The organism is Burkholderia sp. D-99, assembly GCF_011605345.1.
GTDB lineage: Bacteria > Pseudomonadota > Gammaproteobacteria > Burkholderiales > Burkholderiaceae > Burkholderia.
Map to the genome: position 1 here is coordinate 24,832 of NZ_JAAOXM010000006.1, position 13,640 is coordinate 38,471.

Here is a 13,640-nt window from a genome sequence, read left to right on the forward strand (position 1 = left end):
GGGTGACGCGTGGCGCTTGGTATTGGGCTTGTTTCAGATGAAGCGGCGAGCCCCTCGATTCACTTGCACGCCGGTCACAGGCCGGGACGCGGGCACGGATTGGGGGCTGCGCCTTGATATCTGCCGACGACGGCGCCCAGGGCGGCGCCCAGCGCGGCGTTAGCCAGCGACGCGCCGAGCGCTTCCAGCCCGCTTCCGGTCGCCAGCGACTGGCCGCTCGACATCACCCGCCCCGAGTACGCAGAGCACGCCGACGACGATGCAGCCGTCTGCACGGGCTTGGCACTCCATGCGACGTTGTCGGCAGGCGTATTGGCAAATGCCGGCGCAGCCAGCAGCAGCGCAAGAACGGAAATCGGGATGCGTACGGTGTTTTTCATCGGTGGCCCCTCGGTGTTGTTGTACTTCTTGTATTTGATCGCGATCACGATACTACACGCGGCCGAATTCCAGTGTGCGCTCGTACGGGCAGCACGTCGGCAAACAAAACGGGGACCAACAAAAAAGCGCTGCGGCCAATCGGCCGACAGCGCTTTTTAATGAATGGCCCGTGACGGAGGCGCATTCGACTTCTGGTGCGTGAGGCCGGACTCGAACCGGCACACCCTTGCGGGCGTCAGGACCTAAACCTGGTGCGTCTACCAATTTCGCCACTCACGCGCATTTCCTGTCGCCTGACTACACGGCACGCAAGACGCGTTTCCGCGCGCCCGGGACATCGCGCCGGCCTGGAACCGGCACGCCCGATCAGGCGAGCGCGAGATTCTACCCGATCCGTGCGGCGTTGTCTCGCCCCGCCGGCACCCGTCGTGCAGCGGTGCTAGAATGCCGCGCTCGACGTTTCGGCACCGCGCCGCCGCGCGTCCCCCGAACCCGCCCCCACACGATTCCGCCCGTGAACTTCGACGAATACTGTCAGCAAAAGGCCGCCCCCGCGGGCTCCAGCGTCTACTACGCGCTGCGTCAGGCGCCGCTCGCCACGCAGCCACGCCTGACCGCGCTGTTCGCGCTGCGCCGCGAACTCGAGGAAACCGTCAAGGAAACCAGCGACCCGACCGTCGGACACACGAAGCTCGCGTGGTGGCACAAGGAACTCGCGGCGCTGGCCGACGGGCAGCCGTCGCACCCGGTCACGAAGGCACTCGCGCAGCATCATCCGGCGATCGCCGCCGAGGCCGATGCGTTGCGCATGCTCGTCAACGGTTACGGGATGGATCTCGAACAGGCGCGCTACCTCGATTTCGCGAACCTGCAGCGTTACGTCGCGCAGACCGGCAGCACGTTCGCGTCGCTGGTCGCGCGCGCCGGCGCCGCCAACCCGGCCGACCCGCAGCCGTGGGCCGCAGACGCCGGCCGCGCGCTGATGCTCGCGCAGTTCGTGCAGGAACTCGGCAAAGACGCGCGCCACGGCCGCATCTACCTGCCGATCGACGAGCTGCAGCGCTACAACGTGACGGCGGCCGACCTGCTGAACCGTCGCTACAGCCCGGCGTTCACCGAGCTGCTGCAATTCCAGACGGCACGGGCGCGCGAAGCGCTCGCGGCCGCCGAAGCGGCGATCCCTGCATCCGAACGCCGCACCCAGCGCACGCTGCGCGCGCAGATCGCACTGGCCAGCTCGCTGCTCGACGAAATCGAGCGTGACGGCTACCAGGTGCTGCACCAGCGCATCGCGCTGACGCCGATCCGCAAACTGTGGATCGCGTGGCGCGCCGCGCGCCGACGCTGACCCGCACGACGCACGCCCATCACGCCCTCAGCAACGGCAGCGTGTCGAAGCGCTGCTGCAGCACGCGTGTCGCATCGAGCCCCCACCACGGCCCGAGCACGGTCGCATAGAGTTGGCGGAAATCGACCGCGACCGGCAGGTTGCCGTTGCCGTCGAGCCGCCCGAGCGCCGGCGGCGCGCCGTACAGCCCGCCGGCCACGCGCCCGCCCATCACGAAATGCGGCGCCGCCGTGCCGTGGTCGGTGCCGTTGCTCTGGTTCTCCCGCACGCGCCGCCCGAATTCCGCATACGTCATCACGAGCGTCTGGTTCCAGCGCCCGAGTTCGATCAACGCGCCGCGCATCGCGCTCATCCCTTCCGCGAACTGCTTGAGCAGCGCGGCCTGCTGCCCTGGCTGGTTCTGGTGTGTGTCGAACCCGTTGAGCGTCAGGCGCAGCACCGCGACACCATCCTGCGCGCCGGGCCCGGACGCCTCGCACGCGGCCAGCACCTGCATCGCAGTCTTGACCGACGTGCCGAACGCACCGGCCGGAAAGGCCGTCCGGAATTCACGCATCCCGCCGCGCGGGCGCAGCCGGTCGGCCGCCTTCACGATATCGTTCTCGACGTCGATGATGTGTGCGAGCGCGGGGTTCTGTTCGCGTAGCGACGACGGCTCGGCGAGCCGGGCCGCACGGATGAACTGCGCGGGATTGACGAGCGCGATCGCGCGCGCGCCGTTCGCGAGTGGCCCCATCTCGGCGCTGCCGAGCACGACGCCGTCCGCCGCGAACCCGGGCGGCACCGGCGCCTGCGCGAACGTGCGCGTGAGCCAGCCTTCGTGCAGATACTGGTCCGAGCGCGACGCGGTATCCCAGATCTCGATCGAGCGGAAATGCGACAGGTTCGGCTGCGGATAGCCGACGCCCTGCACGACCGCGACCTGCCCGTCGCGCCACAGCGGCATCAGCGGCGCGAGCGACGGATGCAACCCCGTGTGCGCGTCGAGTTGCAGCACCTGCTCGCGCTTGATGCCGATGCTGCGCCGGAACTGGTAGTACAGCGGGTCCGCATACGGCACCACCGTGTTGAGGCCGTCATTGCCGCCCTTCAGCTCGACGAGGATCAGCACGTTCGCATACCCGGCCGCCGGCTGCCGCCCGGTCGCGGCCATCGCAGGCGCCTGCCACATCGACACGCCGGCCGCGGCCGCAGCACCCGTCAGGGTCAGAAAATCACGTCGGTTCATCGCGCATCCTTTGGTTCGCCGCCCGGCACCTTTGCCGCACCGGCTCCCCGCTTCATCGTCGTTCGAATCATTTCAGTTGATAGGCCGGATCCATCAGCAGCGCCTCGAGATACGCGCTGCCGGTCGAATCCGTGTCGATCGCCGCGACCGGCGAAAGCTGCAGCACCGCGTGCTGCAACTGAAGCTCGGTCGACAAACCCGCGATCGCCTGCGGCCGCGCGCGATATTGCGCAAGCCAGCGTTCGAGGTCGAATCGCAGGCCGCCGCGCGCGGGCTTGGCAGGCGCCGTACGCATGCCGGCAGCGGACGCCGTATCGACCACCGGCATCGCGTGCGCGCGAACACTCTGCGGCGGCACCATCGCATGCGCCGGCGGGTGCATGCCGGCCGTCTCCGTCGCGCGGAACAGTTGCTCGACGAACTGCTTGCGCGCAAGCAGCGTGGTGCTGTTGATCCACAGCGCACCGCCCGGCCAGCCCTTCACGTTCGGCGGGTAGAACAGGTTCTGCCCGAGCGTGCGCACGGTGTTCGCGAGCATCTGCGGATCGCCGTACGACACGTCGAACAGCCGCACCGAGCCGACGACGAATTCCGCCGGCGACTTGACGAGCACGCCACGATTGCGCGGATCCCAGAATGCGTCGGTCGACCACAGCGCGGCGAGCGCCGCGCGAATGTCGTAGCCGGTCGAGCGAAACCGCTCGGCCACCGCATCGAGCGCGCCCGGATCGGGCGTATCCGACACGAACTCACGCCACAGCTTGCCGGCGATGAAGCGCGCGGTGCCGGGCCGCTTCAGCAGGATGTCGAGAAAGCCGTCGCCGTCGAACGGCCCCGTTTCGCCGAGGATCGTCTTGTCGCCCGCATCGTGCAATTCCGGCCGCACCTCGAAGCGCAGCGTATCGGGATCGACCGTCCAGCCCGTCATCGCGCGCGCGGCTTCGGTCACGTCGTATTGGGTGTAATGCCCTTCGCCGAGCGTGAACAGCTCCATCACCTCGCGCGCGAAGTTCTCGTTCGGGCGGCCCTTGCGATTGCTCGCGCCGTCGAGATACTGAAGCATCGCCGGATCCTTCGCGACCGCGTGCAGCAGCACGCCGAAGTTGCCGAGCGCCTCGCGGCGAAACAGCGCGTTCTGCTCAGCCATCGTCTGCGGATAAGGCACCTTGTCCTGCCCCGATGTGAAGTGTCCGTGCCAGAACAGCGTCATGCGCTCGGTCAGCGGCGACGGCGTGACGATCATCTCGTTGACCCAGGCCGCGCGCAGCGCATCGTAGCGGACATTGCGTTCGCGCTGCTCGTCGCGTCGCATGTCGGGGGTCAGCGCCTGGCGTTGCGCGCGCGTCGGCGGCAGCTCGGCGATCCAGTCGGGCCACGTCGTGACGGGGTCGCGGCGAACGCTGCCGAGCGTGTCGGCCACGACCTGCGCGCGTGTCATGCCGACGATGCGCGCAACATCGGCGGGCGCGGGAGAAAACCCGGTACGGCTCAGGAAAAACAGCGCATCGTCGGCGTCGAGCGGCGACTGCATAGCGGGCGACGGCGCCGGTACGGCAACGTTCGCTTTCATCGTCATGGACTCCCGGAACGCACCAGCGGTGCGGATGCCGGTACAACGGCAATCGGCAGGGGAAAGTTGACGGAAAAATTGCTACGAATCTTTTCCGCGCGGTGTATCGCGGCGATAGCCCGCGGGGCGAAAGACGGCGCGTCAGCGCTTGTACAGCTCGCGAACGGCGTCTTCGATGTGCTGGCGCAAAAGGTGGCGTTCCTCGGGCGTCATGTGCCCGTCGCGGCGGCGCTGCTCGAAATCGGGAGGCACGGCAGAACGGACCGCCATCTCGGAGGCACGATCGGGCTGCGGCGCTTTGGCGCGCGGCAGCTTGCGCGACGATGCGCCCTGCTCGGGGCGCTGCGCATACGCGAAGTTCGACGCATACGGACCGGCGAGCGCGATCGTCAGCATCAGTGCAATCCGGGCAGATCGCATGACCGTCCTCGCTTCTTTGGTCGATTTGTTCCCTTCGTCACGCGGCAACCGGTTACCTCTGGTACTTGAAAAACCCTGCGGAATTCGGGTGTGCAAAGATGAAAGATGGAGTGCAGGGGAGTATCTACCGAATTTCGGCTTCGAGTAAAGGAATCTCTATAGCCTGCCTTTACTCCGCGCGACACTACGGGTAAATTTTGTAACCGACTGTAACGCACGAAAATACGCGGCCGTGCGTCAATTCCCATTCGCGATAAGATGCCGATCATGGAAACGAAAAACCCCTCCAAGATTCTCGTCGTCGACGACGACCCGCGCTTGCGCGATCTGCTGCGCCGCTATCTCGGCGAGCAGGGTTTCAATGTCTACGTCGCGGAAAACGCGACCGCAATGAACAAGCTCTGGGTTCGCGAGCGTTTCGACCTGCTCGTGCTCGACCTGATGCTCCCGGGCGAAGACGGCCTGTCGATCTGCCGCCGCCTGCGCGGCAGCAACGACCGCACACCGATCATCATGCTCACCGCGAAGGGCGAGGATGTGGATCGCATCGTCGGCCTCGAGATGGGCGCCGACGATTACCTGCCGAAGCCGTTCAACCCGCGCGAACTCGTTGCGCGCATTCATGCGGTGCTGCGCCGCCAGGCGCCGGCCGAACTGCCGGGCGCGCCGTCGGAAACCACCGAGGTGTTCGAGTTCGGCGAGTTCTCGCTGAACCTCGCGACGCGCACGCTGACGAAGTCCGGCCAGGAAATTCCGCTGACGACCGGCGAATTCTCGGTGCTGAAGGTGTTCGCGCGTCACCCGCGCCAGCCGCTGTCGCGCGAGAAGCTGATGGAACTCGCGCGCGGCCGCGAATACGAAGTATTCGACCGTAGCCTCGACGTGCAGATTTCGCGCCTGCGCAAGCTGATCGAACCGGATCCGGGCAGCCCGCGTTTCATCCAGACCGTCTGGGGCCTCGGCTACGTGTTCATCCCGGACGGCGCCGCCTGATCTTTTTCCTTTCCGGTTTCGCCCGCCCACGGCCCGTCCCATGCGTATTGACCGGCGCCTCCTGCAGCTCGCGTTCGGCGGGCTGTTCTGGCGCACCTTCCTGCTGATCGCGCTGCTGATCTCGGTCAGTCTCGCCGCGTGGTTCCAGAGCTTTCGCGTGATCGAGCGCGAGCCGCGTGCGCAGCGCGTCGCGCTGCAGCTCGTCGCGATCGTGAAGCTCACGCGCACCGCCCTGCTCTATTCCGATCCCGATCTGCGGCGTGCGCTGCTGCAGGATCTCGAGAGCAACGAGGGCGTGCGCGTTTACCCGCGCGAGAAGACCGACAAGTTCAAGCTGCAGCCCGACGAATCGCTGAACCGCCTGATCGAACACGACATCCGCAGCCGCCTTGGCGACGATACCGTGATCGCACAGTCGGTCAACGACATTCCCGGCGTGTGGATCAGCTTCAAGATCGACGACGACGATTACTGGGTCGCGCTCGACCGCGACCAGCTCGACAACGTCACGGGCCTGCAGTGGGCCGGCTGGGGGCTATTCGCGCTCGCGTTGTCGCTGTTCGGCTCCGCGTTCATCACCAGCCTCGTGAACCGGCCGTTCTCGCGGCTCGCGCTGGTCGCACGCCAGGTCGGTTCGGGCCAGGCGCCCGACCCGCTGCCCGAGCGCGGGATGGGCGTCGCGGCCGACACCAACCGCAGCTTCAACCAGATGGTGCGCGACCTCGAGCAGCTCGAGGCCGATCGCGCGCTGATGCTCGCGGGCATCTCGCACGACCTGCGCACGCCGCTCGCGCGGCTGCGCCTCGAAACCGAGATGAGTCCGTCCGACCAGGCGACCAAGGACGCGATGGTCGACGACATCGAGCAGATGGACCGCATCATCGCGGCCTTCATCGACTACGCGCGCCCGTCGCAACGCAAACCGGAACCCGTCGACCTGTCGTCGATCGCGCACGAAGTCGCCGCGCGCGTGTCGGGCGAAGATGGCGTCGAGATTCGCACGCGGCTCGCGCCGAGCGCGGTGATCGAAGCCGACGAAACCGACATGCGCCGCGTGATCGGCAACCTCGTCGAGAACGCGCGCAAGTATGGCCAGAGCAAGCAGGACGGCGTGTCGCGCATCACGCTCGAGACGCGCGTGACGCACGCGCGCGTCGAGCTGTCGGTCAGCGACGAAGGCCCCGGCATCCCCGAGGATCAACTGCCGCTCGTGATGCGGCCGTTCTACCGCGTCGACACCGCCCGCACCAAGGCGGACGGCACCGGCCTCGGGATGGCGATCGTGCTGCGCCTCGTCGGCCGCTATCGCGGTGCACTGCGCCTGCGCAACCGCAGCCCGGAAGCGGGCCTCGAAGTCACGCTCGAATTCCCCGGCGCCGGCAAGGCACGTGCGACCGCGTGACGCGCTCGCGCACGCTTGCCGCCCTACACACTATCGATCCGGTTGAAAAAAACTATGAAGATCGTTAGTCAAAATCTATTGAAGTGTTTTATTAATAGTGCTACAGTCCTGCCCATGCTGTCACACCATCGTTGCAGCACCGAGGTAGCTTGACTCAGTCTTCTTCCCAACTCATACAGGAGTATCCGCATGAAAACCGTGGGCGATAAACTCGAAGCTTTCACCGTCGTGGCCGCGAAGCCGGGCTTCAACCATCACGAAGAAAACGGCCAGTCGGCATTCGAGACCGTCACCGAAGCGTCGTTCCCGGGCAAGTGGAAGATCATCTACTTCTACCCGAAGGATTTCACGTTCGTGTGCCCGACGGAAATCGTCGAATTCGCAAAGCTCACGAAGCAGTTCGAAGAGCGCGATGCCATCCTGCTGGGCGGCAGCTCGGACAACGAATTCGTCAAGCTCGCATGGCGCCGTGAGCACAAGGACCTCGACAAGCTGAACCACTACGCGTTCGGCGACGTCAAGGGCGAGCTGATCGACCAGCTCGGCGTGCGCGACAAGGAAGCCGGCGTGGCCCTGCGTGCAACGTTCATCGTCGATCCGGACAACACGATCCAGCACGTTTCGGTGAACAACCTGAACGTCGGCCGTAGCCCGGCAGAAGTCCTGCGGATTCTGGACGGCCTGCAAACGGACGAACTGTGCCCGTGCAACCGTGCAGTCGGCGGCGCAACGCTGTAAGCGCATCGATGCACGAAGCCCGCGGCGCACGTCCGGCCTGCGGGCTTTTTTAACGGCCAACCCATAGGAGATATCAATGGAATTCATCGACTCGATTAAGGCGCGTATCCCCGACTACGCGAAGGACATTCGCCTGAACCTCGACGGCACGATCTCGCGCTCGTCGCTCGAAGGCACCGACGCGGTCGGCGTCGCGCTGGCGGCGGCGATCGCGGCAAAGAGCACGGTGCTCATCAAGACGATCCGCGAAGCCGGCGTGCTGTCGCCCGAAGAGACGAACGCCGTGCTGACGGCGGCCGCGCTGATGGGGATGAACAACACCTGGTATCCGTATGTCGAGATGGCCGACGACGCCGACCTGAAGACGCAGCGCGCCGAGCTGCGGATGGGTGCGTATGCCACGCACGGTGGCGTCGACAAGCGCAAGTTCGAGATGTACGCGCTCGCCGCGTCGATCGTCGGCAAGTGCCACTTCTGCGTGAAGTCGCACTATGCGCTGCTGAAGAACGAACAAGGGATGACCGTCACGCAGCTGCGCGACGTCGGCCGCATCGCATCGGTGATCAACGCCGCCGCGCAAGTCATCGCCGCAGAAGGCGAATAAGCGGTTGCGCCACGCGCGCCGGCAGCGATGCCGGCAGCGACGCCCGCTTCAAACGAAAATGCCACGCTGATGCGTGGCATTTTTCATTTCCGCGGGACGGCGTGCGGCTCGAACCTCGCGCCGCCACGAGCAACCATCAGCCGCCCTGCTTCACCAGCAACGCGGCGGCCTGCGCCTCGATGCCTTCGCCGCGGCCGAGATAGCCGAGCTTCTCGTTGGTCTTCGCCTTCACGTTCACGCGATCGAGCGGCAGCCCGAGATCGGCCGCGATGTTCGCGCGCATCCCGTCGATATGCGGTGCCAGCTTCGGCGCCTGGGCGATCACGGTGCTGTCGACGTTCTGGATCGTGAAGCCGGCCGCCTTGATACGTGCAACGCACTCGCGCAGCAGCACGCGGCTGTCGGCGCCCTTGAATGCCGCGTCCGTGTCGGAGAAATGGCGGCCGATGTCGCCGAGCGCCGCCGCGCCGAACAGCGCGTCGGTAATCGCGTGCAGGAGCACGTCCGCGTCCGAGTGGCCGAGCAGGCCGCGTTCGTACGGAATCGTCACGCCGCCGATGATGAGGGGGCGCCCCTCGACGAGCTGGTGCACGTCGTAGCCTTGTCCGATTCTGAAATCCATGCGTGTTCCGATTGAGAGGGGGTGAAAGTCAGGAAGCGTTCGCGGGACGCGCGAGGATCGCTTCCGCGAGCGCGAAATCTTCCGGGTACGTGACCTTGAAATTGCGCAGGCTGCCCTGCACGACGCGCGGCGTATGGCCGGCCCATTCGATCGCGCTCGCTTCGTCGGTCAGGTCGTGCCCTTCGCGCTGCGCGCGCAGGATCGCCTCGCGCAGCATGCCGATGCGGAACATCTGCGGCGTCTGCGCCTGCCACAGCGCGTCGCGCGACTCGGTGCGAGCGATCGCGTCGCCGCCGGCCGGCACGCGCTTCAACGTATCGGCGACCGGCAGCGCGACGATGCCGCCGACCGGATCGTCCTTCAGCGTCGCGACGAGCGTGCGAATCAGCTCCGGCGTGATGCCCGGGCGCGCGGCGTCGTGCACCAGCACCCAGTCGTGGTCGGTCGCGCCGAATTCGGCCAGCTCGAGCAGCCCGTTCAGCACCGACGCCTGGCGCGAGCCGCCGCCGCAGCGGCGCACGGCGAAGCGCAGGCCCGCGAAGCGGCGCGCGTCGAAATGGGAATCGTCGGGCGCGACGACGACGAGCGTCTGCGCGAATTCGCTGCACGCGTCGAACGCAGCGAGCGTGTAGTGCAGCAGCGCGCGGCCGGCCAGCGTGCGGTATTGCTTCGGCACGGCCGAGCCGGAACGGCTGCCCGTGCCGGCACAGGGAATCAGGGCGAAAAGTCGGGGAGTCACGAAAGGAAACGCCGGAAAGATGAAATCGAGAAGCGGATTTTATAATAGGTCTTTCGTCTCGACCCGCGCACCGCGATGCGCCCGTGCACGCCACCCCTGTCGTCCCTATGCCAGATAACGCTTCCACCCCGTTCGCCTCGCCCGTTGCCCGCGTCAAGCCCGGCCAGCGTTTCGCCTTCGACGGCGCGCATGGTTCCGCCGACGCGCTCGCCATCGCCCGTTATCTCGCCGACAACCGCCAGGACGTGCCGCTCCTCGCGGTGATCTGCGCGAACGCGGTCGACGCGCAGCGGCTCTCGCAGGAAATCCGCTACTTCTCGCCCGACGCCCGCGTGCGCCTGCTGCCGGACTGGGAAACGCTGCCGTACGACACGTTCTCGCCGCACCAGGATCTCGTGTCGGAGCGTCTCGCGACGCTGCACGATCTCGGCGAGGGCCGCTGCGACATCCTGCTCGTGCCCGCGACCACCGCGCTGTACCGGATGCCGCCCGCGTCGTTCATGGCCGCGTACACGTTCGCGTTCGCGCAGGGCGAGCGGCTCGACGAGGCGAAGCTGAAAGCGCAGCTCACGCTGGCCGGCTACGAGCACGTGAGCCAGGTCGTGCGACCCGGCGAATACTGCGTGCGCGGCTCGCTGATCGACCTGTACCCGATGGGCTCGCCGCTGCCGTACCGGATCGACCTGTTCGACGATCAGGTCGACTCGATCCGCGCGTTCGACCCCGACACGCAGCGCAGCCTCTACCCGGTGCGCGACGTGCGCCTGCTGCCCGGCCGCGAGTTCCCGTTCGACGAAGCCGCGCGCACGGCCTTCCGCAGCCGCTGGCGCGAGACCTTCGAAGGCGATCCGAGCCGCGCGCCGATCTACAAGGACATCGGCAACGGCGTGCCGTCGGCCGGCATCGAGTATTACCTGCCGCTGTTCTTCGACGAAACCGCCACGCTGTTCCACTACCTGCCGCAGGATGCGCACCTCGTGTTCGCCGGCGATCTCGAGGCGGCGATCCGCCGCTTCACGGCCGATACGAAGCAGCGCCATGCGTTCCTCGCGCACGATCGCGAGCGGCCGATCCTCGAGCCGCAGCGCCTGTTCCTGTCCGACGAGGATTTCTTCGCGTTCGCGAAACCGTTCGCACGCGTCGCGCTGCCCGCGCAGCCGGCCGGCGGCTGGGCAACGGCGCTGCCCGAGCTGTCCGTCGATCGCCATGCCGACGATCCGCTCGCGTCGCTGCGCACGTTCGTCGAATCGTCCGGCAAGCGCGTCCTGCTGACCGTCGAATCGGCCGGCCGTCGCGAGACGATCCTGCAGCTGCTCGCCGAACACCATCTGCGCCCCGCGTCGAACGACCACTTCGCGGGCTGGCTCGAGAGCGACGAACGATTCGCGCTCGGCGTCTCGCCGCTCGCGAACGGCTTCGCGGTGCCGGGCGAAGGCTATGCGGTCGTCACCGAAACCGAGCTCTACGGCGCGCTCGGCCGCCGCGCGGGCCGCCGCCGGCAGGAACAGGCCAGCAACGTCGACGCGATGGTGCGCGACCTGTCGGAGCTGAAGGTCGGCGACCCGGTCGTCCACGCGCAGCACGGCATCGGCCGCTACATGGGCCTCGTGTCGATGGATCTCGGCGAAGGCGAGACCGAATTCCTGCATCTCGAATACTCGGGCGACAGCAAGCTCTACGTGCCCGTCGCGCAATTGCACGTGATCTCGCGCTACAGCGGCGCCGATCCCGACAGCGCGCCGCTGCACGCACTCGGTTCCGGCCAGTGGGAGCGCGCGAAGCGCAAGGCCGCGCAGCAGATCCGCGACACGGCCGCCGAGCTGCTGAACCTGTACGCGCGCCGCGCGGCCCGCGAAGGCCACGCGTTCTCGCTCGATCCGCGCGACTACGTGAAGTTCGCCGAAAGCTTCGGCTTCGAGGAAACGCCCGACCAGGCGGCAGCCATCGCGGCCGTGATCGGCGACATGACGAGCGGCAAGCCGATGGACCGCCTCGTGTGCGGCGACGTCGGCTTCGGCAAGACCGAGGTCGCGCTGCGCGCGGCGTTCATCGCGGTGCTGGGCGGCAAGCAGGTCGCGCTGCTGTCGCCGACCACGCTGCTCGCCGAGCAGCACACGCAGACCTTCGCCGACCGCTTCGCGGACTGGCCGGTGCGGATCGTCGAGCTGTCGCGCTTCAAGACCACGAAGGAAGTGAACGCGGCGATCGCGCAGATCAACGAAGGTACCGTCGACATCGTGATCGGCACGCACAAGCTGCTGTCGTCGGACGTGCAGTTCAAGCGCCTCGGCCTCGTGATCATCGACGAGGAACACCGCTTCGGCGTGCGCCAGAAGGAAGCGCTGAAGGCGCTGCGCGCGGAAGTCGACGTGCTGACGCTCACCGCGACGCCGATTCCGCGCACGCTCGGGATGGCACTCGAAGGGCTGCGCGATTTCTCGGTCATTGCAACCGCGCCGCAGAAGCGGCTCGCGATCAAGACCTTCGTGCGCCGCGAGGAAGAAAGCGTGATCCGCGAGGCGATGCTGCGCGAGCTGAAGCGCGGCGGCCAGGTGTACTTCCTGCACAACGAGGTCGAGACGATCGAGAACCGCAAGGCAAAGCTCGAGGCGCTCGTGCCCGAGGCGCGCATCGTGATCGCGCACGGCCAGATGCACGAACGCGAGCTCGAACGGGTGATGCGCGATTTCGTCGCGCAGCGCGCGAACGTGCTGCTGTGCACGACCATCATCGAGACCGGCATCGACGTGCCGAGCGCGAACACGATCATCATGCACCGCTCGGACAAGTTCGGCCTCGCGCAGCTCCACCAGCTGCGCGGCCGCGTCGGCCGCTCGCACCACCAGGCGTATGCGTACCTGCTGGTCCACGATCCGCAGGCGCTGACCAAGCAGGCCCAGCGCCGGCTGGAAGCGATCCAGCAGATGGAGGAGCTCGGTTCGGGCTTCTATCTCGCGATGCACGACCTCGAGATCCGCGGCACCGGCGAAGTGCTCGGCGACAAGCAATCGGGCGAAATCCACGAGATCGGCTTCCAGCTTTATACGGACATGCTGAACGACGCGGTGAAGGCGCTGAAAAACGGCAAGGAGCCCGACCTCACCGCCCCGCTCGCCGCGACGACGGAAATCAACCTGCATGCGCCGGCGATCCTGCCGGCCGACTACTGCGCGGACGTGCAGGAGCGGCTGTCGCTGTACAAGCGTCTCGCGAACTGCGAGCATGGCGACGCGATCGACGGCATCCAGGAAGAGCTGATCGATCGCTTCGGCAAGCTGCCGCCGCAGGCGCACGCGCTCGTCGAGACGCACCGGCTGCGGATCGCCGCCAAGCCGCTCGGCATCGTGAAGATCGATGCCAGCGAGGTCGCGATCGGGCTGCAGTTCGAGCCGAACCCGCCGATCGATCCGATGCGGATCATCGACATGGTGCAGAAGCACCGGCACATCAAGCTCGCGGGCCAGGACAAGCTGCGCATCGAGACCCGCTCGCCCGATCTCGCGATCCGCGTGTCGACGATCAAGGAAACGCTGCGCGCGCTGGCCCCGAAACAGGGTGCGGCCACCGCGGCGCGCTGACGCGATACTGACGGGCG

12 protein-coding genes and 1 tRNA gene are annotated in these 13,640 nt (G+C 66.9%); 6 read left to right on the forward strand and 7 right to left on the reverse strand.

Annotation, left to right across the window (positions count from 1 at the left end; genetic code table 11):
• Window positions 1–74: 74 nt before the first annotated feature.
• On the reverse strand, window positions 75–380 hold the full coding sequence (locus HAV18_RS22065) for a hypothetical protein (protein WP_166960547.1): 306 nt from the start codon (window positions 378–380) through the stop codon (window positions 75–77).
• A 193-nt stretch (window positions 381–573) separates the two neighbouring features.
• Window positions 574–660 (reverse strand) — tRNA-Leu (locus tag HAV18_RS22070).
• 235 nt (window positions 661–895) lie between these two features.
• Between HAV18_RS22070 and hpnD the strand changes: the two genes are divergently transcribed.
• Window positions 896–1,729, forward strand: a complete 834-nt coding sequence (hpnD, locus tag HAV18_RS22075) for a presqualene diphosphate synthase HpnD (protein WP_166959853.1) — start codon at window positions 896–898, stop codon at window positions 1,727–1,729.
• 19 nt (window positions 1,730–1,748) lie between these two features.
• On the opposite strand, the gene HAV18_RS22080 is transcribed toward hpnD, so the two are convergent.
• The 3 genes from HAV18_RS22080 to HAV18_RS22090 all read right to left on the reverse strand — a co-directional run bounded on the left by HAV18_RS22080 (window position 1,749) and on the right by HAV18_RS22090 (window position 4,947).
• A complete protein-coding gene (locus HAV18_RS22080) occupies window positions 1,749–2,957 on the reverse strand; it encodes a DUF1501 domain-containing protein (RefSeq protein WP_166959855.1) in 1,209 nt (402 codons plus the stop codon).
• A 67-nt stretch (window positions 2,958–3,024) separates the two neighbouring features.
• A complete protein-coding gene (locus HAV18_RS22085) occupies window positions 3,025–4,527 on the reverse strand; it encodes a DUF1800 family protein (protein WP_166959858.1) in 1,503 nt (500 codons plus the stop codon).
• 141 nt (window positions 4,528–4,668) lie between these two features.
• Window positions 4,669–4,947 carry a hypothetical protein gene (locus HAV18_RS22090; protein ID WP_166960550.1) on the reverse strand — a complete coding sequence of 93 codons (279 nt, stop codon included), beginning with the start codon at window positions 4,945–4,947 and terminating at the stop codon, window positions 4,669–4,671.
• A gap of 258 nt (window positions 4,948–5,205) precedes the next feature.
• Here HAV18_RS22090 and ompR point away from each other — a divergent pair, with 258 nt between their 5' ends.
• The 4 genes from ompR (at window position 5,206) to HAV18_RS22110 (ending at window position 8,684) form a co-directional block, all read left to right on the forward strand.
• Window positions 5,206–5,940: a two-component system response regulator OmpR gene (gene ompR, locus HAV18_RS22095; protein WP_006478565.1), complete on the forward strand. Its 735-nt coding sequence runs from the start codon at window positions 5,206–5,208 to the stop codon at window positions 5,938–5,940.
• Window positions 5,941–5,980: 40 nt separating this feature from the next.
• Window positions 5,981–7,342: an ATP-binding protein gene (locus HAV18_RS22100; protein ID WP_166959860.1), complete on the forward strand. Its 1,362-nt coding sequence runs from the start codon at window positions 5,981–5,983 to the stop codon at window positions 7,340–7,342.
• Window positions 7,343–7,531: 189 nt separating this feature from the next.
• The gene (locus tag HAV18_RS22105; protein ID WP_047900946.1) at window positions 7,532–8,080 is read left to right on the forward strand and encodes a peroxiredoxin; all 549 of its coding nucleotides are present in this window, start codon (window positions 7,532–7,534) and stop codon (window positions 8,078–8,080) included.
• A gap of 76 nt (window positions 8,081–8,156) precedes the next feature.
• Window positions 8,157–8,684, forward strand: a complete 528-nt coding sequence (locus HAV18_RS22110; RefSeq protein ID WP_011352388.1) for a carboxymuconolactone decarboxylase family protein — start codon at window positions 8,157–8,159, stop codon at window positions 8,682–8,684.
• Window positions 8,685–8,820: 136 nt separating this feature from the next.
• Here HAV18_RS22110 and ispF read toward each other — a convergent pair whose 3' ends face one another.
• Window positions 8,821–9,306 carry a 2-C-methyl-D-erythritol 2,4-cyclodiphosphate synthase gene (ispF, locus tag HAV18_RS22115; RefSeq protein ID WP_043188034.1) on the reverse strand — a complete coding sequence of 162 codons (486 nt, stop codon included), beginning with the start codon at window positions 9,304–9,306 and terminating at the stop codon, window positions 8,821–8,823.
• A gap of 28 nt (window positions 9,307–9,334) precedes the next feature.
• On the reverse strand, window positions 9,335–10,045 hold the full coding sequence (gene ispD / locus HAV18_RS22120) for a 2-C-methyl-D-erythritol 4-phosphate cytidylyltransferase (protein ID WP_166959863.1): 711 nt from the start codon (window positions 10,043–10,045) through the stop codon (window positions 9,335–9,337).
• Between the two features lie 107 nt (window positions 10,046–10,152).
• Between ispD and mfd the strand changes: the two genes are divergently transcribed.
• Window positions 10,153–13,623 (forward strand): transcription-repair coupling factor, encoded by a 3,471-nt coding sequence (gene mfd, locus HAV18_RS22125; RefSeq protein WP_166959866.1) that lies wholly within the window; start codon window positions 10,153–10,155, stop codon window positions 13,621–13,623.
• Window positions 13,624–13,640 lie beyond the last annotated feature (17 nt).